The following is a 23549-nucleotide window of genomic DNA, read 5'->3' on the forward strand; positions in this document are numbered from 1 at the left end:
CGCGGTGCTACACAAACCGGTCTACTTACTTTGCTTTCCGCCGCACGCGTTGTCGATCAGGACGCGAGCTGCTTGGCGCGCGCCTGCCACCGGATCGAGCGCCGCCCGGCTCACCGTGGCGGCGCACGCTCCGTCGTGCAGCATGAGCAACTGCTCGGCGAGTGTCCGGGGGTCGGCCGCGTCGGCGGCGTCCGCGGCCTCCCGCAAGCGGGCCAGCAGCCAGCTCTTGTGCTGCCTGGCGACCTGCTGGCCGGGATGGTCCGCCGGCAGGTCGGTGCAGGCCCGCGCGAAGGCGCAACCGCGGTCGCTGCCCGCCGCCGTCCACGCCTGCAGCGCGTCGAACGCCGCCAGCAGCTGGGCTTTCGGGTCTCCGTGGTGCTGCGCGAGCAGGGCGCGCAGGTCCGCACGCCACCGCTCGTCGCGCTCCTCGAGGTAGGCCACGATCAGCTCGTCCTTGGAGCGGAAGCGGTCGTAGAGAGTCTTCTTGGTCACCTGGGCCTCGGCGGCGATCAGCTCGACGCCGACCGCTTGGATGCCTTTGTCGTAGAACAGCCGTGACGCGGCGGCGAGGACCTTCTCACCCGCCGGGGTCTGCCGCCGTGACGCGGCGGCAGACCGCCTCGCGCCGGGACCGTTCGTCTGCGCTCTGGTCGCCATGCCTTCGAGCCTATCGCCCGAAGGGGCCTGATGGTAAATAAACCGGTCTGGTTACTTCGGTGCGAAGAAGATCCCCGGTCCCACCCGGTCGCGGCTCACCCGGCGCACACCGGCCGGACACGCCGCGTCACACGCCCCGCCCGCCCACCCCCTCGGGGCGCGCACCGGCCGACTGCCCCGTTAACCCCACCCGGCTGCTGGGTACGCGGCGCGGGCATCGGCAGGCACGATCCGGTGCCCGTCCGGCACATCGCACAGGAAGCTTCCTTCTCATGGCCAAGGTTCAGCAGCCCCTCACCGACGACAGCATCAAGGTTCGCCAGCTCAGCCACTACCAGTTCAGCTGGGTGGCCGGTGAGCCCGGTCAGCACGGCACCTTCACCCTGCAGCTGGTCCTGGACGAAGGCGCCTGGGAAGAGGTCCTCACCGTGGACGTCGACGACGCCGACGTCCTGCAGGACCTGCTGAAGAACACCGAGACCGTGCACTACGACGTCTCGCGCCGCACCCTCATGTTCGGCGTCACCCCCACCGGCAGCTAGCCCCCCATCACCGGTACGGGGCCCGGCCCGCCGTCCCACCACGGCGGGCCGGGCCCCGCGCGTCTCCCGGACGGCCGCCACCGGCCCGGCTCCGCGCTTCCTCACCTCTCCCACCAGGTGCGCGGGCGCGTCACAGGCCCGTGCGCGCGGTGCGGCGGCTGAGCGGGACCACAGGCGCCGAAAGACGCGCGGGCCCGTGCCCTGGCATCGGTCGGTTCGTGGCGACGTCTCACCCGGCCGTGATCCACCGGTCGGGACCGGACGGACGACGGCCCTCGCGGCCCGGCCCCACCACTCGGCGTCCTCGGCCGGGCAGGCCCCTGCCCGGAAGGCGTGGCTCGGTCACTGCTCCAGGGCGGCGTCGGCGAGGCCGTCCGCGGGTTTGTCGAAGACGTACGCCGCGTAACGGGTGGCGTCCCCGATGGCACGGTGAGCCCGGACGACGGCGACGACCTGGTCCCAGTCGTGCGCGGTGAGCGTTCTCAGGCCGGGCCACCGCAGACACAGCGCCCGTCGGCCGGCCCGGGTGGACGCGGTGCCGGCGAACAGGGCGCAGAGGCGGGCCGCCCTGTGGAGGACGGGGGTGGTCCAGTCGAGGACGCGGTGCGTGGTGAAGCCGGCCGCGGAGGCCATGAGCGGGTACCGCCCGTACGGCTCGAGGTCGTCGAAGCGCCAGGTCCCGCGTACGAGACCGTCCGGGTCGAGGGTCCCGATCGGCTGCTCCGTGCGGGAAGTGACGTCCACGAGGACCAGCCGGCCTCCTGGGCGGAGCAGCCGGAAGCTTTCGCTCAGGAAGGACCGACGGCCCTGGTGGCCGAAGTGGAAGGCGGCCTCCAGACAGTGCACTCGGTCGAAGGAACCATCGGTCAGCGGGATCCCTGCCGCCCGCTGTGGCAGAGCAGTGGCGTCCGCGACGGCGAAACACGTGCCGGGACGGCCACCGAACCGGCGGCGTGCCTGGTCGATCTGCGCGGGCTGGACGTCCACCCCCAGGGCCCGGCATCCCGCGGCGCCCAACCGCGCCGTGGTGTCACCGCGACCGCACCCGGCATCCAGGACGAGCTGCCCGGGCCGGGTGTCCAGCAGCGCCAAGGACCGGCGGGCCAGACGGCGCTGGAAGGGCGCCGGCCCGGTCACGACCGCGAGCGGCATGGCGGGCAGCGTGAAGTAGCCGATGTCGGCCAGGCTGTCCCAGCCGAGGTGGCGCAGCACCCGGAAGAGCACACTGTCGTCGTTGTAGGCACTCGCGATGTCCCCGCTGTCACCCATCGGCGCGTCCTTTGCTTTCCGTGCCGCCGTCGGCGGCCCGTCACCCACCGGTCCGGCCGCCCCGTACCGGCCTCGGTCCGCACACTGCGGAGCGAGCGTGCGTGTCGGTGTCATACCCGGCCGGCGGTTCCCTACCGGTGGTGGGTGGAGGTTCGTCGGTCCTGCCCGCCCCGGCGCCCTCGCGACTGTGACGGTTCCTGCGGGCACCCCGCGGCCCGTTGCGGGACCTCACGGCCTCCCCGCTCGCTCCGCCGGTGCCGCCCGGCATCGCCGCGCTCCCGCGCGGGACGAGGACCGGCACGGCCGCCGGGCCGTCTCGCCGGCCGCGACCTCCACGGCACACGGTTCCCGCTCCCCTCTCCGGCGGTCCGTCCGGCTCCGGGCCGGCCGCAGTTTGACGGTGTGTTTCCTGGAAACACGTCCGGCGAACCGAAGGCAAGGAGAAGCCATGAGCATCATCGCGTGGATTGTTATCGGTCTGCTCGCCGGGGCCATCGCCAAGGCCCTCATGCCGGGCAAGGACCCGGGCGGCATCATCGTCACCATGCTCATCGGTGTCGCCGGAGGCCTGCTCGGAGGCTTCCTGGGCAAGGTGATCTTCGGAGTCGACTCGATCGACGGCTTCTTCGATCTGTCCACCTGGATCGCGGCCATCGTCGGATCCGTCATCCTCCTCGCGCTGTACCGGCTCATCACCAGCCGCGGGCACGGGGGCGGGCACCGGCGCGGCCACGCCCACGCCTGACAGGCCCGGCCGGCCGGTACGGCCGGGTGCGCAGCAAGGAAGTGAGCACGCGAGAGGCCCCCGTCCGAGGACGGGGGTCTCTCGCAGGTCCGGCGCGCGGATCCCGCCGCCCGCGCGTGTCGCACCCGTCGGCGCGGCCGCGGCTCCGCCGGCCGTTCACGTTCTTCCGACGAGCCGCTCCAGCAGCCGGGCGGCCGTCACGGCACCCGCCAGGCGGGTCCGCTCCCCGCTGCGTTCGACGACGGCGACCAACGGGGTGTGCGTGCGAGCCATGAGGGCCGCGATGTGCATGACGCTCGCGTCGGGGCCGACGGTCGGCGGCCGGAACCTGCGGGGCGGGAGCCACTCGGCCACGGTGAGCCGGGCGAGCTTCTCCGGCACCTCGTCGATGTCCCGGTCGTCCATCGACGCGGCGAGGTGCTGGTCCTCCAAGGCGTACGCGGGGACGAGCTGTCCGAGGAGCTGCGAGCCGGGCACGATGGCGTACGGCTGCTCGTCGCGGTCGGTGACCAGCAGCGCGGGGAGCTTGTGCTCGGCCAGCAGCAGGGCCGCGTCGGTGGCGGCGTCGTCGGTGGACACGTACGGGTAGGGCTCGGCGAGTTCACGTGCCGACATGGCCTGCCTCCTCCTCGGTGATACGGGGTGCCGCCGGGCGCGCCGACGAGGCCGCCGACGTGCGCCGGGCGGGCCACCGGCTGTCTCGGCGCTGTACGCGATGACCGGGGGACGATGCGCACGGCGGCGGACGCGCACGTCTCCTCGCTCCGCAGGACCCCGGCCGGCGGCACCGGCAGCCCGGGCACCACCGACGCGAAGCCCTGTGGCGCGAACCCGGCCGCGGCCGCCCTCTCCCGCCGGGTGAACCGGGTGCCGAGCGGCGGCGGCAGCCGGGCCGGGCCGCACGGCACCACGGCCGCGTCCGCGCCGGAGGACGACCGGACCACGGCGGCGACGGAAGCGGGAGGGACTCATCAGCGGCTCCGGGCAGACGCGCGTCCGTTCGCCGGCCAGGCTTCCCGGCACACCTATGGGCAGCGTATCGGCCAAGCCGTGGCGGTGCCCGTCGCGCGCAGCCCGAGGGGCGGGTCCCCGGCACCCCGGCCACCCGCCCGCAACAGGACGCCGCCGGGGCGTCTCGCCCGGGTGCACCGGCTTCCGGAGGTTCAGGCAGAGGGCCACCACCGGGATGTCGCCCAGGCCAGCGCGTAGCCGAAGGAGTTGACCGCCCAGTGCAGCGCCGCGGGTGCCAGCAGGCTGCCGGAGCGGCGCCGCAGCTCGCACAGCACCACCCCGGCGGCGGTCATGGCGGCGACGGCCACCAGGACGATGGGCGCCACGTCCGCCGAGCCGCTGCCGAAGACCGTTGCCAGGGCGGCGTTGGAGCGGCCCAGGCCGCGAGAGGGCAGCAGGTGCCACAGGCCGAACAGCAGCGACGAGACGGTGGTGGCCCACGCCGTTCCGCGCCGGCGCCGGATCATGGCCCACAGCACACCCCGGAAAGCCGTCTCCTCCAGCAGCACGGTGCCGAACGGCACCCGCACCAGCACCCGCTCCCACAGCTCCGCCGCGGACAGGTCCACGGCCCTGGCGTCCCGAAAGGCTTCCCGGCCGGCCGGCACGGAGAGGAGGAGCAGGAGGACGACGAGGACGGCACCGGCCAGGAGGGGCGCCCACCGCAGGCCCCGGCGTACTCCCGCCGCGTCCAGCCCGAGATCGGCCGGAGTGAGACCGTCCCGGCGGGCGATCAGCAGCAGGACGGCCGTGGCGGTCACACAGATCGGTACGTACGCGTAGGGGCCACGCGCGAGCCAGTTGTTGAGCAGGTTCGCGGCGACCAGGACGGCAACGGCACAGACGATCCGCATCCTGCTCCCAGCATCTCCCGTCGACGCTCCGCCGTCCTCGTCCGACGCGGCGGTGGACAGGGCGGGAGCCCTGCCGATGCCCTACGGCGGTCCTCTTCGCCCGCGGCGTCCGGCCGGCCGGGACCTCGCTGACCCCGTGCGGCCCGGCCCCGTCACCGCCGTTCGCACGGCGGCCGGACGGACCCGGGGCGGCCCCACCGGCGCGATCGTGCGCACCGGCCACGCCGGCAGGGGAGTCGCGCCGGGAGCCGAAGGGGTGCTCAGGTCCGGGACGGCTTTCGCGCGTGGTCAGCCGGGGATGCGTGCCTCGGCGGCGGAGACGACCTCCTGGCGCCGGCGGTGGAGCCGCTCGTACTCCAGTACCTGGCGGGCCACGCCGGCGGGGGTGTCGCGCAGGCGCGCGGTGATCTCGGCCGGGCCCATGGCGTCGTAGCCGTCCCACGGCTCTTCTCCGCGCAGCCGCTCGACGGCGTCCAGAACGCCCTTGCGGCGCGCGTGCGTCCGCTCGTAGCCCTCGATCACCGTCAGGTCCGACTGGGACAGCGTACGCAGCCACTGCTGGATCTTCTCCGTGCTGAGCTGGCTGAACCCGGGAATCGGCAGCTCCTCCTCCCGGGTGACCACTCCCTGGACCTCTTCGGCCACGCGCCTGGGCCGGGTCGCCTCCCGCACCGCGCCCTCGGCCGCCCTCCAGGTCCGCCTGCCGCCGCGCTGGGTGACGTCGAGCGCCCGCCCGAAAGCGGTCCGCACCGTCTGGCCCGCCGCGTCGGCCAGACCGCCGCCGCGGGCCTCGCCCGGACCGTGGCCGTTGGCGGACGCCGCCACGGCGCGGGCCTGCTCGGTGAGGCTGAGCTCCAGTGCCTGCAGCAGTTCCTCGTCCTGGCGGCGCACCGAGCCCAGCAGATCGGCGGTGGCGTGGTCCTCCACCTGCTCGGCGAGGACCTCTCCGGCCCGGGACACCGCCAGCGCCCGTGCCGCGGCCGCGTACTCGTCCTCCATGTTCTTCAGCAACTGCCGCGCATCGGCCGGGCCCCTGCCGCGCAGCATCCCCGTCACCACCTTCGACCCCACCGTCAGCGGCAGCATCGCCGTGCGTGCGGTGCCGCGCGAGACGAACCGCGTCAGAGCGACGGCGGAGCCCAGTACCCCCCGGGGCTGCAGGTGGCGTGCTTGGTGCTGGATGAGGTGAAGACTGTCCTGGACCTCATCGGCCTGGCGTTCGAGCATCTGCCGGTACGGGCCCGGCGGCGTGACCGAAGCATCCGCCCGGAACCGGTCGAGGACCGCGGCATGGGCCTGGCGCGCGTCCTCCAGTACCGGTACGAGTTCCTCCGTCATCACAGCCATGCGGTGCTCCCTGGAGAACAGAAGGGGGCGGCGGTCCGCCGCACACGGGACGCGGCTGCCCCGGCCCTCTTCCGGAGCGGGCAACCGATACCATCCTGCGGGACCGGCGCCGAAATCGCCCGGCGAGCCGGAGCCGGGGATTCCCCTGGCGCGCCGAGCCGTGGGCGGATGAGGACGAGCCGCAGGGGATCGTCCGGGTGAAGGGCGAACCGCCGTGCGGCGCGGACCGGAGGTTCCGCGGGTGTGCCACGGCCGGCCGGAGCCCGTTGCGGAAGCGGCCCGGCCCGGGGAGGCCGCGACCCGGCCGTCCGTCCGGGCCGGTGCCTCCGCCGGCCCCGGGTGCCGCGGTTGCCCGGGCTGCGGACCCCGGCTCGCCCCTCGGCGCCCGCTCCATGCGAAACCCCAGGCCGAAGACCTGGGGCTTCACTGCGGTCCGGGGAGTACCCGGCTCTTCCGGCGTCGGGGGAGATGCCGTGGCATCGGCCCCGGCAACCCCTCCGTCAGGGCGTCCGCCTGCCGCACTCCGCCGACCGGTCGCACACGCGCACCGCTCGGCGGCGAGCCGGGCGCTCGGGAGCCTCCCTACGCGTGCGGGTGGAGGACGACCTTGGTGTAACCCTCGATTCGCTTGTCGAACTTCTCGTACGCCGTCGGCGCCTGGTCGAGGGGCAGTTCGTGGGACACCACGAAGCTGGGCCGTGCACGCCCCTCGATGATCAGGTCACGCAGCTGACGGTTGTAGCGCTTGACGTTGCACTGGCCCGTGCCCACGCGCAGACCTTTCTCGAACAGGCGCCCGATGGCGACCATCAGCATGCCCTGCTTGGCCCGCTCGTCCGGTCCGCCCGGGTCGCGCGGGACGTACAGCCCCGGCACACCCAGGGCACCCGTCGGCCGGACCGTCTCCACCAGAGAGTTCAGCACGGTCGCCGGCTCCTCGCGATCCTCGCCGCGGGCCTGGGCCTGGTAGCCGACCGCGTCGATGCCCTTGTCCGTGCCTTCACCGGCGGTCTGTTCGTGGATCTGCTGGACCGGGTCGCCCTGGCTGAAGTCGACCGGTACGGCGCCGATCTCCTCGGCCTTCTGCAGCCGCTCGGCCACCCGGTCGACCACGAACACCTTGCTCGCCCCCCGCAGCATCGCCGAGTAGGCCGCCATCAGGCCGACCGGACCGCCGCCGTAGACGGCGACGCTCTCACCGGGGCGCACGTCGGCCAGTTCGTTGCCGTGGTAGCCGGTGGGGAAGATGTCGGCGAGCAGGACGAAGTCGGTCTCCTTCTCGGTGCCCTCGGGGAGTTTCAGGCAGTTGAAGTCGGCGTACGGCACCCGTACGTACTCCGCCTGGCCTCCCACGAACGGGCCCATCGCCACATAGCCGTAGGCGCCGCCGGCGAAGCCCGGGTTCACGTTCAGGCAGTAACCGGTGAAACCCGCCGTGCAGTTCTTGCAGAAACCGCAGGCGACGTTGAACGGCATGACGACCCGGTCCCCACGGCCGAGCGTCGTCACGCCCTCCCCGGTCTCCTCGATGATCCCCAGGTTCTCGTGGCCGAAGACGATGCCCGGCTCGGCGGCGGTGCGGCCCTCGTACATGTGCAGGTCGGAGCCGCAGATGGCGGTCGACGTGACGCGTACGATCGCGTCGTTCGGGTGCTGGATCCGGGGATCTTCCACTTGCTCGACCGCTACCTCGAACGGTCCCTTGTACACGACAGCCCTCATTCTCGAGCACCTCCACTATGTGTGCTTGCTCGATCACACAAGGAAACCAGTTCCGGGGAGCCCGCTGCATGAGCCGCGGAAACGGGGCTCGGTCCGCGCAGCTCGACTGGCCTTCTGTGCGGTACCTCATACTCCAGACTGGTGCATGATGAGATGATTTGCATCCAGGAGCCGGAAACTTCTGTTTCCATGCGATTCGGAGAGGACCAAGAACCTTGACACGACGTCTCGGCGTGTTGCTCGTCCCGGTGGCCGGGCTGTCCGGCACCAGGTATCCGGAGGGGACCCAGGTGACCATCCGGGGCACCGGCGGATCCGTCGACGGCTTCGTCGACGGGGACTGGCTGCCGCTCGCCTGGTGGGAGTTCGCCGACACCCAGCACGAGGACACGCCCCGAACGTGATCCGGGGCGTGAGGTCCGCGCCGCGAACGCGAAGGCGCGCGGGCCCACCGCCGCCCTCGGCGTGAGCGTGCCGGAACCGCCGCGACCCCGCGCGACGGGGAGCTCGCGCCCGGCGACCGCGGCGCGTCCCGGAGCCGCCGCCGGGGCCCCGGCCCGTCCGCCCCGAGGGTGCTACCGGCGTTGGTCCGCCGGCGCCGGGCCGGGATCCCCGGTGTCCGCCGGCAGCGCCTGCTCGGCCCAGATCACCTTGCCCTGGGGCGTGTACCGGGTGCCCCAGCGCTCGGTGAGCTGCGAGACCAGGAACAGACCGCGGCCGCCTTCGTCGGTCGTGGCGGCGTACCGCAGATGCGGCGAAGTGCTGCTCCCGTCGGCCACCTCGCAGATCAGCGTGCGGTCGCGGATCAGCCGCACGTGAATCGGCTCGCCGCCGTAGCGGATGGCGTTGGTGACGAGCTCGCTCAGCACGAGCTCCATGCCGAAGCCGAGTTCGGCCAGGCCCCACTCCTCCAGCTTGCCGCATGCGGCCAGGCGCACCCCGGCGACGGCCGCCGGGTCGGGCGGTACGTCCCACCCGGCGACCTGGTCGGGCGGCAGCGCGCGGGTGCGGGCGATGAGCAGGGCCACGTCGTCCTGGGGCCGCTCGGGCAGCAGCTCCTCCAGTACGGCCTGGCAGCTCGTGTCCGGCGGCCGGTCGGGGTGACCCGTCAGGGCGTCGGCCAGCAGCTCCATTCCCACGTCCAGGTCGCGCGTACGGTCCTCGATGAGACCGTCGGTGTAGAGGACGAGCTGGGTGCCCTCGGCGAGGGTCAGCTCCGCCGTCTGGAACGGCATGCCGCCCAGTCCGAGCGGTGGCCCGGCCGGCAGGTCGGGGAACGTGACACTGCCGTCCGGAAGGACCAGCGCGGGTGCCAGGTGCCCCGCACGCGCCATGGCGCAGCGGCGCGTCACGGGGTCGTAGATGGCGTACAGGCAGGTGGCTCCCACGACGGCCGCGGCGGCCCCGCTGCTCGCCTCGTCCTGGTCGATACGGCCGACCAGGTCGTCCAGGTGACTCAGCAGCTCGTCGGGCGGCAGGTCGAGGGTGGAGAAGTTGTGCACCGCGGTACGCAGCCGTCCCATGGTGGCGGCGGCGTGCAGGCCGTGACCGACCACGTCACCGACGACCAGGGCGACCCGGCTGCCCGGCAGGGGGATCACGTCGAACCAGTCCCCGCTCACACCCGACTGCGCGGGGAGGTAGCGGTAGGCGACGTCGAGGGCGCTCTGCTCGGGCAGGGCCCGCGGCAGCAGGCTGCGCTGGAGGGTGACCGCCAGGGCGTGCTCGCGGGTGTACCGGCGGGCGTTGTCGATGCTGACGGCGGCACGCGCCACCAGCTCCTCCGCCAGCGACACCTCCTCCTCGTCGAAGGGGCCGTGCTCCTTGGAGCGCCAGAAGTTGGCCAGGCCCAGCACGACACCACGGGCGTGGATGGGGGCTGTGATGAGGGAGTGGATGCCGTAGTCCACGATCTCCTCGGTGCGCTTCGGGTCCTGCGTGTGCCAGTCCGTGGCGGTGGACAGATCGGCCACCAGCTCGGAGTGGCCGGTGCCGTAGCCGCGTGCCTGGGGTGTGGACGGCAGGAAGTCGATCAGCCGGTCCTTCTCGTAGAGGGGATGGTCGTCCCGGATGCCGCACACGGCGATGCGGCGCATGCCGGTCGCCGTGGTGCCGGGTTCCTCGCCGTGCAGCACGGCGTCGGCCAGGTCCACGGTGACGAAGTCGGCGAAGCGCGGGACGGCGACCCGCGCGAGTTCGTCGGCCGTCCGGACCACGTCGAGGGTCGTCCCGATGCCCAGTCCGGCGTCGTACAGCAGCTTGAGCCGGTCCCGTGCGACCTGGGCCCTGCCGGACACGGTCTGCAGCTCGGTGGAGTCGCGCAGCGTGACCACGGTTCCCTTGGGGCCTCCGTCGCCGTCCGTGGGCCGCTGATTGATCGCCAGCAGCCGGGGGCCGGCGAAGTGCACCTCGTCGGTGGCCTCGCGCCCGGACGTGAGGAGCTCGACCGTTTCGGGTTCCAGGCTCGACAGCCTGGTCACATGCTTTCCCTCGACGTCCGGGGGCAGGTCCAGGAGCCGTCTGGCCTCGTCGTTCGCCAGCAGCAGCGCCCCGTCCTCACCGATGATGAGCACTCCTTCGCGCACCGAGTGCAGCACCGCGTCGTGGTGGTCGTACATGCGGGTCATCTCGTCCGGGGCCAGACTGCGGGTCTGCCGCCGCAGCCGCCGGCTCACCAGCGCCGTCACACCGGTGGCCGCTCCGAGCGCGCCCGCCCCGGCGGCCAGGATGATCCGTATCTGCCGCTCCACCTGGTTGGTCACGTTCTTGACCTTCAGCCCCGCGGAGACGAGGGCCACCACCTTGCCGTCCGCGTCCTTGACGGGGACGGTGGCCTGGACTTCCCGGCCGAGCGGGCCGTGGACGCTTTCGGTGTAGACCTCTCCGGCCAGCGAGGGCCCGATGGTGCCCACGAACCGCTTCCCGATGCGGTCCGGCAGGGGATGGGTGTAGCGGATGCCGCGGGTGTCCATGACCACGACGAAGTCGACACCCGCCGACTTGCGTCCCGCCTCGGTCAGCGGCTGCAGCACTTCGGACGGGACGGGGGCCCGCAGCGCGGACAGGATGCCCGGGGAGTGCGCGAAGGTCTGCGCGACGGCCACCGAGCGGCGCTTGGCTTCGGTGTTGGTGTCCCGCTGCGACTGCAGGACGAGGGCCAGGACGGCGGAGAGCACCAGCAGCACCACCAGCGCCGCCTGCAGGACGAACACTTGCCCGGCGACGCTGCGCGGGCTCTTGCCCAGCAGCGGCCGCAGCGGTACGCGCCGCAGCGATATGCGTCGGAGTCGGGCAAATCGTCCTTGCATCCGGACTTTCTAGCATTGCCGGTGCCGAATCGTCACTACTCTGCCCGATAAGTCCTGACCGTCTCACCATGTGTCCTCCCGGTTCCGGAGGTGCCCCCGCCGACGAGTCCGGCACCGCCATCACCCTGACCACCGGGGGCGGCCGGGCCGGCCGCCTCGAGCTGCCCGTCGCCCCATGGGACCGCAGGTGCGACGCCGTTCGTGGTCCGCCGGTCCGCCGGTCCGCCGGCCCGCCGCCTGCGGTCCGCCCGCCGGTTCGCAGTCCGCCCCGGCCCGGCCCGGCCGGAACGCGGCCCTTCGGTGACGACACCCCCTCCCCATGACTGTCGCGCGGGGGAGAGGTGTCGTCGTCCTGGAAGCGGTGTCCGGCCCGGAGCGCACCCCGGGCCGCCGCGCCGGCCCGCCGTCCGCGCCCGCCGCGCCCGGGCGGACCACCCGCGCCGGTGTGCGTGGACCGGCGGCGGGTGCCCGCATACCATTTTTCCGGTGCCGCGATCGTCCCGGCCCCGGTCTCCGCCCGGTCGGACGAAGGTCCGCGGATGCCGTACGAGAGTGCTCCGTCCACTGCCTTGTCAGCGCGGCGACACCGGATGTATAACGTTGTAAAACCAGCGCACGAGGGTACGGCGCACGGTTCACGGTGATCACACAGAACCCGTACCGACCACCCGAGCCGGGCCGCTCAGGAAGGGATGGACGTGCGGGTCAGCCTCAAGGACGTCGCTGCGCACGCGGGGGTCTCCATCAAGACCGTCTCCAACGTGGTGAACAACTACCAGCACGTCACCCCCGCCATGCGCGAGCGGGTCCAGCGCTCCATCGACGCGCTCGGCTACCGGCCCAACCTGGCCGCCCGCCACCTGCGCAAGGGGCGCACGGGCATCATCGCGCTCGCCCTGCCCGAACTCGGCAACCCCTACTTCGCCGAACTCGCCGCCGCCGTCATCGACACCGCCGCCGGGCACGACTACATCGTGCTGCTCGACCACACCGGCGGACGCCGTGAGCAGGAGATCCTGGTCAGCCAGGGGTTCCGGGCGCGGGTCATCGACGGGCTGATCCTCAGCCCCATCGAGCTGCGCACCGAGGACCTGCGCGACCGCGCGGAGAACGTGCCGCTGGTCCTGCTCGGCGAACGGGAGTACGACCTGCCGTACGACCACATCGCCATCGACAACGTCGCCGCCGCCCGCGCCGCCGTCCGTCACCTGATCGGCCTGGGGCGCCGTGAGGTGGCCTTCATCGGAGCCCGGCGCGGGCGCAGCGAGCCCGCCCAGCTGCGGGTACGCGGCTGGCGCGAGGAGCTGACCGCCGCCGGACTGCCCGCCGACGACGGGCTCGTCGCCGCCACCGACGGCTGGGGGCACGCGGACGGCGCGGCGGCCATGGCCCGCATCCTGGAGACCGGACGGCGTCCGGACGCCGTGTTCGCCTACAACGACCCCATGGCCATCGGAGCGATGCGGGTGCTGCACGAGCGAGGGCTGCGCGTGCCCGAGGACATCGCGGTCGTCGGCTTCGACGACGTGATCGAGGGGCGGTTCGGCACGGTCACCCTCACCTCCGTCTCGCCGGACAAGGAGGCCATCGGCCGGCTCGCGGTGGAGTCGGTGCTCGCCCGGCTCGGCGGCGAGGCCCCCGAACCGCGGCGCATCCGGGCGGACTACCGCCTGGTCGAGCGGGAGAGCACGCTGGGACGCCGTACGGCGGACAGGGCCGCGAACGGCTGACCCGGCCGTGACGCGGGAACCGCACCCGCCGGAGCGGTCGCCGGCCGGATCGCTTCGCGCTCGGCGGCAGCGCGGTGGCCGAGCCCGCCGGACGGCGGGTCGGCGGCCCGGGATCGTCCGTCATGCCACGCCGCGGACGTGAGTCGGTGTCACCGACTCTCGACCAGCCGGCGGGCTGCGGTCAGTGCACCGTCGGTGCGCACCCGCCCCGCCAGCGCGTGCGCGGTCCCGACCACCTGGGGGGTGAGAGCACGGTCCAGCGCCGCGGTGAGGGAGTCGGCGGTCGGGACGCCGGCCGTGTGGGCGCTGCCGATTCCGAGCTGGTCGACGCGGCGGGCGAAGTAGAACTGGTCGAACATCTGCGGGACGATCACTTGGGGCGCTCCGGCCGCGGTGGCCGTCGTGGTGGTCCCCGCCCCACCGTGGTGCACGACTGCGGCGACCCGCTGGAACAGCGCTTGTTGGTTCACTTCTCCGATCACCAGGCAGTCGGGCGCGGCTTCGTCGAGGGACAGCCCGGCCCAGCCGCGGGCGAGGATCGCGCGGCGGCCGAGTGCGCGGGCGGCTGCGATCATCGTCCGGGCGATGCCCTCGGGGGCGCGTACGCTGCCGAATCCGAAGTGGACCGGCGGCTCGCCGGCGTCGAGGAACCGTTCCAGCTCGGTCGGGAGCGGCCGGTGATCCGTCAGCGTCCACGCCCCGGTCTGGAACACGCTGAGTTCCGACGGCTCGGGCCACGGCGCCAGGGTCGGATCGGCGGCCAACCAGGGGGCATCGGTGAAAATGTGACGGCTCACCTCCCTCACCGGGGCGAGCCCGGCAGCCTCGCGCCGTGCGTTGAGTGCCGCGCTCCACATGGCGTTCCAGCGCTGCGCGTCCCGGGCCCACAGGGCCCGGTTGTCGACCGAGCCGTCCGCCGGCTTTTCCCCGAGCAATCCGAACGAGGGCGGCGCGTGGTGCGGTGAGGGCAGCGTGACCGGCGCGAACGCGGCGTACACATAGCGGATGCCTCGCTGCTCGGCCACCGAGCGGGCGGCGACCGCCAGAGCGCCTCCTCCCACGATCGTCTCGCATCCCTCGGCGGCCGAACCCACCGCCGCGAACTGATCCGCAACCGTGCCTTCGATCATCTGGCGCCGCTGCTCGGGTGTGGGCATCGCCTCCGCCGGCCGCCTGGCCGTGGCGCGCAGTTCCGGGCCGACCGGAACGTAGGCGATCCCCAGCGACTTGGCCCACTCCTGGAAATCGGGAGGCGCGCACACCACGGCCTCCTGTCCCAGTTCCTTCAGCTGTAGGGCCAGGGCGACCACCGGCTGGACCTCTCCGCGCGAGCCGATCGTGGACAACAGCACCCGCATGTTCACTCCCTTGCTCCTGCCGCGCCTCGTGACACGGAAGGGCATCTTCGCCCGATATGGGGGCCTTGCGGCAAGATCCCCTGTGCGATATATCGTTGAACGGGAGATGGGAGCGGGGGCCTGCCGCCTCAGGTCCCGAACGGCGATGCCGACTGCGGCGAGCCGTCCCGCCCGCCCACGGCCGCACGACGGGTCGCGCCCCGTCCTGCCGCGGCCGGCCGGACAGTCCCGGATGTTCACCGGTGAGGGTGGTCCGCCGGCGTGCAGTGGGCTTCCTCGCGAGCGCCCTCCTCCGCGTGGACACCGCAAACACACCGCCGATCGCATGATCGGCGGCACGCTGTCGCGGCCCCGGAAGCCTGCGATCACCGCGGACCGTCATCGCGCGACAGGTGCACCCGACAGCCGGAAATGACGCAGCGTCACCAGTCGGCCCGCTTCGCCCGTATCCCCTCCGACCTCCCGGCGCGCCGGAACACGGCCGGACCACGCCCGAGACGTCGAGGGCGCCGCCGGGTCCGGTGGTGAGGGCCGGTCCGGGGTGGCCGGCCGTGTCGTCGGAACACATGCGTGCCCGGTGCGTTCACGCGGGTGGCCGGGTGGCCGGGTGGCCGGGTGGCCGGGTGGGGACAAGTCCCCGGCGGGCGGCCCCGGAAGCACGTCTGACCGTCTTGTCCGAAGGCCGGCGCCACAGTGTCGACGGAGCCCCGGCGAGAGTCAGGAGGCGTGCGGTGCCTCGCCGGTGAAGTGCTGTCCGCCGACGGTGCGAGCAAGCGCCTTCCCGGGTCCGGGTGCCGGGGTTTCGGCGGACGGGTGGGCGTCCCGCGGGAGTGTCGGCGCCGGCTGGCCAAAAGCCGCTCCGGTGCGGGTGGGGGCCGCGCGGGGCGAGGTCACATGTCGATTACGGGGCAGGACGGATGCCGGAACGGCCGGCAGGCGTGCGCGACGTCTGCCGGGGACGCCGGTGGCTCGGTAACGTGCCTGCGTAGCGGGCCTGTAGGGCCTTTGCGCGGACACCGCTGCGGGCGGAGCCGGGGACGGTCCGCCCGGCCGCGCCGCATCCCGGGGCTCCACGCTCCACCGGCATGCCCTGCACAGGGGGTTTACAGCCTTCTTCCAACGATGTAAAAACCTCCTTGCGGCGGATCGGACACTGTCCCGCGCCGGGGGAGAAGCACCATTCCTGCTCGTCGTTCGGCTCCCCAGTTCCCTCTCAGCGCCACCTGGATCGGGGTCACCACCATGCAGCGCACCACCCACCGTCCTCACCTCCTCGCCCGTCCCGTGGTCGTGGCCCTGGCCGCCGCGGTGGCCCTGACCGCCACCGCCTGCGCGAAGTCGGAGGACGACGCCTCGGGCAAGGAGCAGTCCTCCTCGGCCGCCGCCGGCGCCGAGCAGAAGGCCGTCACGCCGAAGCCCGGCAGCAAGACCTGCAGCATCGACGCCTACGGCGCCGAGAAGGTCGACCTGAAGGGCGCCACCGTCGGCTTCTCCCAGTCGGAGAAGGAGGCCAACCCCTTCCGCATCGCCGAGACGCAGTCCATTAAGGACGAGGCGAAGAAGCGGGGTGTCAAGCTGCTCACCGCCAACGCCCAGTCGCAGTTCTCCAAGCAGATCAGCGACGTCCAGGACCTGCTCGCCAAGGGCGCCGACCTGCTGGTCATCGCCCCGCTGAACTCCGACGGCTGGGACCCGGTGCTCCAGTCCGCCGCCGCCAAGAAGGTTCCGATCATCACGATCGACCGCAAGATCAACGCCACCGCCTGCAAGGACTACGTCTCCTTCATCGCCTCCGACTTCGTCGAACAGGGCAGGCGCGCCGCCGACCAGATGATCGAGGCGACCGGAGGCAAGGGCGAGGTCGCCATCCTGCTCGGCTCGGCCGGCAACAACGTCACCACCGAACGCACCAAGGGCTTCAAGGACCGCATCGCCGAGAAGGCCCCGGACCTGAAGGTCGTCTTCGAGCAGACCGGTGACTTCGCCCGCGAGAAGGGCCAGCAGGTCACCGAGCAGCTCATCCAGTCCAAGCCCGGCATCAAGGGCATCTACGCGGAGAACGACGAGATGGGCCTGGGCGCGGTGGCCGCCCTCAAGGGCGCCGGCAAGAAGCCCGGCGACGTCAAGATCGTCACGGTCGACGGCACCCGCAACGCGGTCCAGGGCATCGTCGACGGCTGGATCAGCGGCGTCATCGAGTCCAACCCGCGCTTCGGCCCGCTGGCGTTCCAGACGCTGGACACCTTCACCCGGGGCGAGGACGTCCCCCAGGACATCATCATCCAGGACGGCGCCTACGACGCCGGCAACGCCAAGACGGACATCGGCAAGGCCTACTGACCCTCCCGGGGGCCCGGACACCCGGGCCCCCGCCTGCCCTTCCCCTTTTCTTCCTGGAGGCACAGGTGGCACCCCCCGCCGAGGTCCTCGCCGTCCGCGGTCTCAGCAAGACCTTCCCCGGTGTCCGGGCCCTGGACGGCGTGGACCTCACCCTGCACCCCGGTGAGGTGCACGCCCTCATCGGCGAGAACGGCGCCGGCAAGTCCACGCTCATCAAGGTGCTGACCGGCGTGTACCGGCCGGACGCCGGCGACATCACGTTCCAGGGCCGGCCGGTCTCCTTCGGCACACCGCTGGAGGCCCAGAAGGCCGGCATCTCCACCATCTACCAAGAGGTCAACCTCATCCCGCTGCTGAGCGTGGCCCGCAACCTCTTCCTCGGCCGTGAGCCCCGCAACCGCCTCGGCCTGCTCGACTCCGGGCGCATGAACCGGGAGGCGGAGGAGACGCTGCGCGCCTACGGCGTCCGGGTGGACGTCCGGCAGCCGCTGCGCACCCTCGGCGTCGGCGCCCAGCAGATGGTGGCCCTCGCCCGCGCGGTCGCGACGGACGCCCGGATCGTCATCATGGACGAGCCGACCTCGTCCCTCGAACCGCGCGAGGTGGAAACCCTGTTCTCGGTGATCCGCCGGCTGCGCGAGGCGGGCATCGCCGTCGTCTACGTCAGTCACCGCCTGGACGAGCTGTACGCCGTATGCGACACCGTCACCGTGCTGCGGGACGGACGCCGTGTGCACCACGGCCGGCTGGCCGACCTGGACCGGCTCGCCCTGGTCTCCACCATGCTCGGCCGCGAACTGGGCGAGGTCCGCGCGGAGGGCCTGACCAAGTTCACCGGCGACCACCACGCCGCCGACGCCCGACCGGTCCTCGAGGCGACCGGCCTGACCGTCCCGCACCGGCTGCACGGCGTCTGCGTGGACATCCGCCCCGGTGAGGTCGTCGGCCTCGGCGGGCTGCTCGGCTCGGGACGCACCGAGACGGCCAAGGCCATCTCCGGCGCGCTGCCGCTGCGTTCGGGCCGTGTCACGGTCGCCGGGGCCCCGCTGCGCGGCGGCTCCACACCCGGCGCCATCCGGGCCGGCGTCAGCCTGCTGCCCGAGGACCGCAAGAGCGAGGGCATCGTCCCCGGCCTCTCGGTCCGCGAGAACATCGCGCTGGCCGCCCTGCCCCGCCTGTCCCGCTTCGGCCTGGTCTCCGAGGCCCGCGTGGACGCGATCGTCGACACCTTCGTCAAGCGGCTGCGCATCAAGGCGTCCTCGCCGCACCAGAAGGTCGGCGAACTCTCCGGAGGCAACCAGCAGAAGGTGCTCCTCGCCCGCTGGCTGGCCATGAACCCCAAGGTGCTGCTCCTGGACGAGCCGACCCGCGGCATCGACGTCGGAGCCAAGGCCGAGGTGCAAAAACTCGTCGACGAACTGGCCGCGGACGGCCTGGGCGTCCTGCTCATCTCCTCCGACCTGGAGGAACTGATCGAAGGGTCCGACCGCGTGGTCGTACTGAAGGACGGTGCGGTCGTCGGCGAACTGACCGGCGACGACGTCACCGAGGACGCGCTGATGCGGGCCATCGCCGGCGGTCCCGCGCCCGACGCGGCGAAGGAGGCGGCCACCGATGGCTGAAGCCGCCCTCCGCACCGCCCCGCTCGACAGGACCCGTGTCCTGCAATGGCTGCAGAGCTACGGCGTCTACGCGGGCGTCGCCCTGCTCGTCGTCGTCAACGTCGTCATCACCCCCCACTTCCTGTCCGCCGAGAACTTCCGCACCCAGGCCGTCCAGGTCGCCCCGGTCATCATCGTCGCGCTCGGCATGGCGCTGGTCATCGGCACCGAGGGCGTCGACCTGTCGGTCGGTGCCGTGATGGCGCTCGCGGCCTCCGTGACGGCCCTCTACCTCGGTTACGGACTCCTGCCGGCCCTGCTGGTGGTGGCGCTGTTCGCCGCCGGGGTCGGGCTGGCCAACGGCGCGCTGGTCGCGTTCGTCGGGGTGCAGCCGATCGTGGCCACCCTGGCCCTCATGGTCGGCGGCCGCGGCCTCGCCCTCGTCCTGCTGCCGCAACTGGAGGACCTGCGCAACCCGGCGCTCGCCTCCCTCGGCTCGGGCGACATCGCGGGCGTCCCCTACCTGATCCTCATCGCCGCCGCCCTCGCCCTGCTGGTCGCCTTCGTCGTCCGCCGCACCACCTTCGGACGCCAACTCCTCGCGATCGGCGACAGCCGCCCCGCGGCCCAGCTCGCCGGGCTGCCCGTGCGCCGGGTGCTGATCCTGGTGTACGTCGCCTGCGCGCTGCTCGCGGCCGTGGCGGGCGTACTGGCCACCGCCCGGCTCCAGGCCAGCGATCCGACCTCCCTCGGCAACCTGATGGAGCTGTCCGCCATCACCGCCGTCGTGGTGGGCGGGACACCGCTGACCGGCGGCCGGGTCAACATCGCCGGCACCGTGGCGGGCGCGGTCCTCATCCAGCTGCTCACCGCCACCCTCATCAAGCACGATCTGCCGCCCTCCTGGACCCAGATCGCCCAGGCCATAGTGATCGTGTGCGCGGTCTACGCGGCACGTGGACGGGGGAAGCGATGACCGCCACGAAGACGGACGTTCCCGTGACCACCGCGAGCGGCGACCCGGCGGGGGAACCCGAGCCGGCGGGTTCCGCCCGCTCCGAACGGCTGAGCGCCCTGGCCCAGCAGCACGGCGCGCTGGCGGTGCTGGTGATCGTCTCGGTCATCGCCTCGGCCAGCTTCGACTCCTTCGCCACCGGCGACAACATCTCCAACATGGCGACCAGTTCGGCGTTCCTCGCGATCGTCGCGCTCGGCATGACCTTCGTCATCGTCACCGGCGGCATCGATCTGTCGGTCGGCTCCCTCTTCGCCCTCGGCGGCGTCCTGGCCGCCTGGGGCTCACGCCACGGCACCCTGGTGGCCCTGCTGCTGCCCCTGGCCGTGTGCGGACTGATCGGCGTCGTCAACGGACTGCTGATAGCCCGCTCCCGGCTCGCGCCCTTCATCGTCACCCTGGCCGCCATGCTCGGCGCGCGCGGCCTGATGCTCGCCCTCACCGACGAGGGCGCCGAGACCTACCTCATCGCCAAGGGCTCCTTCCTCGCCGAACTCGGCCAGGGCAGCACGCTCGGCCTCGGCAACCCGGTGTGGATCACCCTGGCCCTGTTCGTGGCCGGTGCGGTGGTACTGCGCCGCACCCGGTTCGGACAGCACGTGTACGCGGTCGGCGGCAACGAGGACGCCGCCGCGCTGATGGGCGCGCCCGTGGCCCGTACCAAGATCCTCGTCTACACGCTGTCCGGTGTGCTGGCCGGACTGGCCGGCGCCCTGAACGCCGCCTGGCTCGCCTCCGGCGTGACCATCCTCGGCAACGGCATGGAACTGGACGCCATCTCCGCCGTCGTCATCGGCGGCACCCTGCTCACCGGGGGCCTCGGCTACGTCAGCGGCTCACTGGTCGGCGTCCTGCTGCTCAAGGTGATCCAGAACGTCATCAACCAGATCGGCTCCCTCGACTCCTCCTACCAGCTGGTCGTCAGCGGAGCCTTCCTGGCCCTCGTCGTGGTCGCCCAGACCTGGCTGGGCAGGCGGCGGCAGTTGATGTGAAAGCCCCGGGCGCGGCGGCCGCACCTCCCCGGCTCCGGCCGCCGCGCCCGGTACCAAGACGCTCCGCCCGGCCGCACACCATCGGAGGACATCCACCATGACTGTCACCAGCACCGGGCCCCTCGCCAAAACCTGCGCCTTACTGCTCGCCGGCGGGCTCCTCGTGGCACTCTCGCCCTCCGCCGCCGTCGCCGCCCCCGTGTACACCACGTCCGAGGCGGGCAACCCCTTCGTCGACGGCTGGTACGCCGATCCCGACACCGAGATCTACGACGGCCGTTACTGGGTCTTCCCCACGACGTCGAAGGCCTACCACGAGCAGACCCGCCTCGACGCGTTCTCCTCGGCCGACATGGTCAACTGGACCAAGCACCCCGACGTCCTGACGACGGCGGACATCTCCTGGGCCGAGTACGCCCTGTGGGCTCCGGCACCGGTGAAGCGCAACGGGAAGTACTACCTCTACTTCGCCGCCAACGACATCCAGAACGACGCGCAGCTCGGCGGCATCGGCGTGGCCGTCGCCGACCGGCCCGAAGGCCCTTACAAGGACGCCATCGGCCGGCCGCTGATCTCGCAGTTCCACAACGGCGCCCAGCCCATCGACCAGGACGTCTTCATCGACGACGACGGCCAGGCGTACATGTACTACGGCGGCTGGCACCACGCCAACGTCGTCAAGCTCAATCCCGACATGACCAGCCTCGGCACCTTCGCCGACGGGTCGACCTACAAGGAGATCACCCCGGAGAACTACACCGAGGGCTCCTTCATGTTCAAACGCGACGGCAAGTACTACTTCATGTGGTCCGAAGGCGGCTGGACCGGCCCGGACTACTCCGTGTCCTACGCCATGTCCGACTCGCCGACCGGACCCTTCAGGAAGATCGACAAAGTGCTCGCCCAGGACCCGGCGGTCGCCCGCGGCTCCGGCCACCACTCGGTCGTCAACGTGCCCGGCACCGACGTCTGGTACATCGTCTACCACCGCCGCCCGCTCAGCGAGACCGACGGCAACCACCGTCAACTCGCTTACGACCGGCTGCACTTCAACGCCGACGGCACCATCCGTCGGGTCGAGATGCAGGTGCGGGACAACTTCGCCGACGGCAACGCGCTGGGCTGGAAGACCTACGGCGGATCCTGGTCGGCCGCCGGCGGGCGTTACCGGGCGAGCCGCTCCCCGGGCGGCAAGGCGCTGCTCGACACGAACTTCGCCGACCTCACCTATGACGCCGACGTCACGCTCACCTCGGGAGGAGGGGACGCCGGCCTGACGTTCCGGGTCACCCGGCCGGGCGTCGGCCCGGACAGCTACTCCGGGTACTACGCGGGCATCAGCGCGAGCGGCAGGGTGGTGCTCGGGCGGGCCGACGGCTCCTGGACCCCGCTCGGCACCGCCCGGATGTCCCTTCCCCCGGGCTCGACCCACCGGCTGCGCGTCACGGCCGTCGGCTCCTCGATCAAGGTGTACGTCGACGACCTGGCGACGCCGAGGATCTCCGTCACCGACGGCACGCACCGCAGCGGCGCGAACGGCGTCCGGGTCTTCGACACCGCCGCCTCCTTCGACAACGTGGCGGTGCGCCCCGCGCAGTGATCCGCCCGCCCGCCCGTTCACGCGGCGCCCGCCCCCTCGGCGGGCGCCGCCGTGCCGCCGCGGACGGCCGGCCGGGCGGCGAGTCCGGCGCGGGGCGGGCCGGCCTCCCCGCCGTCGATACCGTCACCCGCGCCCGCGCCGACCGCGGCTCCTCTGGGAAGGGCGTCGGTGTCGGGGCCCTTTTTTGCGGGCCCCGGCCGCGTGCCGGTGAGCCCGCACGATCGTTTCGGTCCACCGGCACCGCCCGGCTCAGGTCCTCATCGGCGTCGGCCCGGGCCACCAGGGCGGCGGACACCCGCTCCCAGGTACCGTCCACGGCCCACATCCGCAGCCGGTCGTGGACGCCCCGCCAGGTGCCGTGCTCCTCCGGCAGGCGCACCCACTGCGTACCGGTGTGGAACTCGTAGGCGATCGCGTCGATCACCTCACGACGGTCCCGCCGGCGGCCACCCCGCTCGGTGGTGTGAACAGGGCCTGGACGGTTTCGGCGGCCAGGTCCCGCAGCCAGGTGTGGGCGCGGTCGTCGTCGTAGCGCTGGTGCCACAGCAGGTACAGGGGTACGTCGGGCAGCGGGAGCGGCAGCGGCAGTGTGGCCAGGCCGAGTTGTTCCCTGGCCGTGCGGGTGACCGCGTCGGGGAGGGTGACGACCAGGTCGGTGTCGAGGGCGAGTCGCAGTGCGAAGGCGGTGGTGGGCCCGGCGGCGACGACGCGTCGTTCGAGGCCGTGTGCGCTCAGGGCGTCATCGACCGGGTCGCGCAGGCTTCCGCGCCGCGAAACGGTGAGGTGTTCGGCGGCCGCGTAACGCTCGAGGCTCAGCGGGCCTGCGGTGAGCGGGTGGCCCGGGCGGACGGCGACGACCAGCCGGTCCCTGCCGACGAGGCGGTGGCGGATGTCGGGGAGCGTCGGAGCGCCGGAGCTTGATTCGAGGTCGACCTCACCCCGGCGCAGCTCGGCGTCGTCGGTCCCGGGTTCGGCGGACAGGCGCAGCCGGACGCCGGGGGCTTGACGGCGGACGGCCGTGGTCAAGGCGGTGCCGCACGCGGCGGTCAGGGCGTCGTGCCAGCGCACGGTGAACACCCGGTCCAGAGTCGCCAGGTCGAGTTCCTGCTGCGCGGACAGAAGCCGGTGGGCCTGCTGCACGAGGGCGTGGACCTCGGCGCGCATGGCCAGCGCGCGGGTGGTGGGGACCATGCTGCGGCCGGCGCGGACCAGGATCTGGTCACCGGTGGCCTTGCGGATGCGGCCCAGGGAGCGGCTCATCGCCGGTGCGGTGACGTGGAGGCGTGCTGCCGCACCGGCGACGCTGCCCTCTTCCAGCAGGGCGTCCAGGGCCGTGAGCAGGTTCAGATCCAATTGCATGACGGTAACTCTACGAGTGACAAGCATGCACTTGTTGTTAATTACCGAGCGGCCTACCTTCGAAGTGCGGGGGCGAGACAACCGCCCCGCTTCGACCGA

Annotated in this window: 19 protein-coding genes; 9 read left to right on the top strand and 10 right to left on the bottom strand. The window is 72.5% G+C overall.

From position 1 onward, the window contains the following. Positions 1-21: 21 nt before the first annotated feature. On the bottom strand, positions 22-657 hold the full coding sequence (locus AB0L29_RS29060) for a TetR/AcrR family transcriptional regulator (RefSeq protein ID WP_365831147.1): 636 nt from the start codon (positions 655-657) through the stop codon (positions 22-24). Between the two features lie 272 nt (positions 658-929). On the opposite strand from AB0L29_RS29060, the gene AB0L29_RS29065 reads away from it, so the two are divergent. Next, the gene (locus AB0L29_RS29065; RefSeq protein WP_365831149.1) at positions 930-1199 is read left to right on the top strand and encodes a hypothetical protein; all 270 of its coding nucleotides are present in this window, start codon (positions 930-932) and stop codon (positions 1197-1199) included. 342 nt (positions 1200-1541) lie between these two features. Here the strand turns inward: AB0L29_RS29065 and AB0L29_RS29070 are convergent, their stop codons facing one another. Continuing rightward, positions 1542-2468, bottom strand: a complete 927-nt coding sequence (locus AB0L29_RS29070) for a class I SAM-dependent methyltransferase (protein WP_365831151.1) — start codon at positions 2466-2468, stop codon at positions 1542-1544. 448 nt (positions 2469-2916) lie between these two features. On the opposite strand from AB0L29_RS29070, the gene AB0L29_RS29075 reads away from it, so the two are divergent. Continuing rightward, complete coding sequence (locus tag AB0L29_RS29075) at positions 2917-3213, top strand: GlsB/YeaQ/YmgE family stress response membrane protein (protein ID WP_365831153.1); 297 nt, start codon at positions 2917-2919, stop codon at positions 3211-3213. Positions 3214-3369: 156 nt separating this feature from the next. Here the strand turns inward: AB0L29_RS29075 and AB0L29_RS29080 are convergent, their stop codons facing one another. The 4 genes from AB0L29_RS29080 to AB0L29_RS29095 form a co-directional block, all read right to left on the bottom strand. After that, positions 3370-3828: a CBS domain-containing protein gene (locus AB0L29_RS29080; RefSeq protein WP_365831155.1), complete on the bottom strand. Its 459-nt coding sequence runs from the start codon at positions 3826-3828 to the stop codon at positions 3370-3372. A gap of 548 nt (positions 3829-4376) precedes the next feature. Next, positions 4377-5078 carry a CPBP family intramembrane glutamic endopeptidase gene (locus AB0L29_RS29085; protein WP_365831157.1) on the bottom strand — a complete coding sequence of 234 codons (702 nt, stop codon included), beginning with the start codon at positions 5076-5078 and terminating at the stop codon, positions 4377-4379. Positions 5079-5366: 288 nt separating this feature from the next. Then, a complete protein-coding gene (locus tag AB0L29_RS29090; RefSeq protein ID WP_365831159.1) occupies positions 5367-6425 on the bottom strand; it encodes a hypothetical protein in 1059 nt (352 codons plus the stop codon). 582 nt (positions 6426-7007) lie between these two features. After that, complete coding sequence (locus tag AB0L29_RS29095) at positions 7008-8147, bottom strand: glutathione-independent formaldehyde dehydrogenase (protein WP_365831161.1); 1140 nt, start codon at positions 8145-8147, stop codon at positions 7008-7010. Between the two features lie 215 nt (positions 8148-8362). Here AB0L29_RS29095 and AB0L29_RS29100 point away from each other — a divergent pair, with 215 nt between their 5' ends. Continuing rightward, the gene (locus AB0L29_RS29100; RefSeq protein ID WP_365831163.1) at positions 8363-8551 is read left to right on the top strand and encodes a hypothetical protein; all 189 of its coding nucleotides are present in this window, start codon (positions 8363-8365) and stop codon (positions 8549-8551) included. 171 nt (positions 8552-8722) lie between these two features. On the opposite strand, the gene AB0L29_RS29105 is transcribed toward AB0L29_RS29100, so the two are convergent. Next, complete coding sequence (locus AB0L29_RS29105) at positions 8723-11455, bottom strand: SpoIIE family protein phosphatase (protein ID WP_365831165.1); 2733 nt, start codon at positions 11453-11455, stop codon at positions 8723-8725. A 698-nt stretch (positions 11456-12153) separates the two neighbouring features. Between AB0L29_RS29105 and AB0L29_RS29110 the strand changes: the two genes are divergently transcribed. Then, the gene (locus AB0L29_RS29110) at positions 12154-13185 is read left to right on the top strand and encodes a LacI family DNA-binding transcriptional regulator (protein ID WP_365831210.1); all 1032 of its coding nucleotides are present in this window, start codon (positions 12154-12156) and stop codon (positions 13183-13185) included. Positions 13186-13334: 149 nt separating this feature from the next. On the opposite strand, the gene AB0L29_RS29115 is transcribed toward AB0L29_RS29110, so the two are convergent. Continuing rightward, the gene (locus AB0L29_RS29115) at positions 13335-14543 is read right to left on the bottom strand and encodes a glycosyltransferase (protein WP_365831167.1); all 1209 of its coding nucleotides are present in this window, start codon (positions 14541-14543) and stop codon (positions 13335-13337) included. A gap of 1242 nt (positions 14544-15785) precedes the next feature. On the opposite strand from AB0L29_RS29115, the gene AB0L29_RS29120 reads away from it, so the two are divergent. The 5 genes from AB0L29_RS29120 to AB0L29_RS29140 all read left to right on the top strand — a co-directional run bounded on the left by AB0L29_RS29120 (position 15786) and on the right by AB0L29_RS29140 (position 22091). Beyond that, positions 15786-16883, top strand: a complete 1098-nt coding sequence (locus AB0L29_RS29120; protein ID WP_365831169.1) for an ABC transporter substrate-binding protein — start codon at positions 15786-15788, stop codon at positions 16881-16883. A 65-nt stretch (positions 16884-16948) separates the two neighbouring features. Then, complete coding sequence (locus AB0L29_RS29125) at positions 16949-18505, top strand: sugar ABC transporter ATP-binding protein (protein WP_365831171.1); 1557 nt, start codon at positions 16949-16951, stop codon at positions 18503-18505. Then, the gene (locus tag AB0L29_RS29130) at positions 18498-19460 is read left to right on the top strand and encodes an ABC transporter permease (RefSeq protein WP_365831173.1); all 963 of its coding nucleotides are present in this window, start codon (positions 18498-18500) and stop codon (positions 19458-19460) included. The genes AB0L29_RS29125 and AB0L29_RS29130 overlap by 8 nt, the downstream gene beginning before the upstream one ends. After that, positions 19457-20491, top strand: a complete 1035-nt coding sequence (locus AB0L29_RS29135) for an ABC transporter permease (RefSeq protein WP_365831175.1) — start codon at positions 19457-19459, stop codon at positions 20489-20491. The genes AB0L29_RS29130 and AB0L29_RS29135 overlap by 4 nt, the downstream gene beginning before the upstream one ends. 97 nt (positions 20492-20588) lie before the next feature. Continuing rightward, positions 20589-22091 (top strand): family 43 glycosylhydrolase, encoded by a 1503-nt coding sequence (locus tag AB0L29_RS29140; protein ID WP_365831177.1) that lies wholly within the window; start codon positions 20589-20591, stop codon positions 22089-22091. On the opposite strand, the gene AB0L29_RS29145 is transcribed toward AB0L29_RS29140, so the two are convergent. Next, the gene (locus AB0L29_RS29145) at positions 21997-22515 is read right to left on the bottom strand and encodes a transposase (RefSeq protein WP_365831179.1); all 519 of its coding nucleotides are present in this window, start codon (positions 22513-22515) and stop codon (positions 21997-21999) included. The two genes, AB0L29_RS29140 and AB0L29_RS29145, sit on opposite strands and share 95 nt — an antisense overlap. Then, entirely contained in the window at positions 22512-23450 is a 939-nt protein-coding gene (locus AB0L29_RS29150) for a LysR family transcriptional regulator (RefSeq protein ID WP_365831181.1), read from the bottom strand. Before AB0L29_RS29150 ends, AB0L29_RS29145 begins: the two co-directional genes overlap by 4 nt. Positions 23451-23549: the final 99 nt, after the last annotated feature.

It is taken from the genome of Streptomyces sp. NPDC052701 (assembly GCF_040678355.1).
Taxonomy (GTDB): Bacteria; Actinomycetota; Actinomycetes; order Streptomycetales; family Streptomycetaceae; genus Streptomyces.

Coding starts and splice junctions, on each gene's coding strand:
- AB0L29_RS29060 (WP_365831147.1), bottom strand. CDS start 657: ATGGCGACCAGAGCGCAGACGAACGGTCCCGGCGCGAGGCGGTCTGCC.
- AB0L29_RS29150 (WP_365831181.1), bottom strand. CDS start 23,450: ATGCAATTGGATCTGAACCTGCTCACGGCCCTGGACGCCCTGCTGGAA.
- AB0L29_RS29085 (WP_365831157.1), bottom strand. CDS start 5,078: ATGCGGATCGTCTGTGCCGTTGCCGTCCTGGTCGCCGCGAACCTGCTC.
- AB0L29_RS29065 (WP_365831149.1), top strand. CDS start 930: ATGGCCAAGGTTCAGCAGCCCCTCACCGACGACAGCATCAAGGTTCGC.
- AB0L29_RS29070 (WP_365831151.1), bottom strand. CDS start 2,468: ATGGGTGACAGCGGGGACATCGCGAGTGCCTACAACGACGACAGTGTG.
- AB0L29_RS29105 (WP_365831165.1), bottom strand. CDS start 11,455: ATGCAAGGACGATTTGCCCGACTCCGACGCATATCGCTGCGGCGCGTA.
- AB0L29_RS29135 (WP_365831175.1), top strand. CDS start 19,457: ATGACCGCCACGAAGACGGACGTTCCCGTGACCACCGCGAGCGGCGAC.
- AB0L29_RS29120 (WP_365831169.1), top strand. CDS start 15,786: ATGCAGCGCACCACCCACCGTCCTCACCTCCTCGCCCGTCCCGTGGTC.
- AB0L29_RS29095 (WP_365831161.1), bottom strand. CDS start 8,147: ATGAGGGCTGTCGTGTACAAGGGACCGTTCGAGGTAGCGGTCGAGCAA.
- AB0L29_RS29140 (WP_365831177.1), top strand. CDS start 20,589: ATGACTGTCACCAGCACCGGGCCCCTCGCCAAAACCTGCGCCTTACTG.
- AB0L29_RS29075 (WP_365831153.1), top strand. CDS start 2,917: ATGAGCATCATCGCGTGGATTGTTATCGGTCTGCTCGCCGGGGCCATC.
- AB0L29_RS29115 (WP_365831167.1), bottom strand. CDS start 14,543: ATGCGGGTGCTGTTGTCCACGATCGGCTCGCGCGGAGAGGTCCAGCCG.
- AB0L29_RS29130 (WP_365831173.1), top strand. CDS start 18,498: ATGGCTGAAGCCGCCCTCCGCACCGCCCCGCTCGACAGGACCCGTGTC.
- AB0L29_RS29090 (WP_365831159.1), bottom strand. CDS start 6,425: ATGGCTGTGATGACGGAGGAACTCGTACCGGTACTGGAGGACGCGCGC.
- AB0L29_RS29080 (WP_365831155.1), bottom strand. CDS start 3,828: ATGTCGGCACGTGAACTCGCCGAGCCCTACCCGTACGTGTCCACCGAC.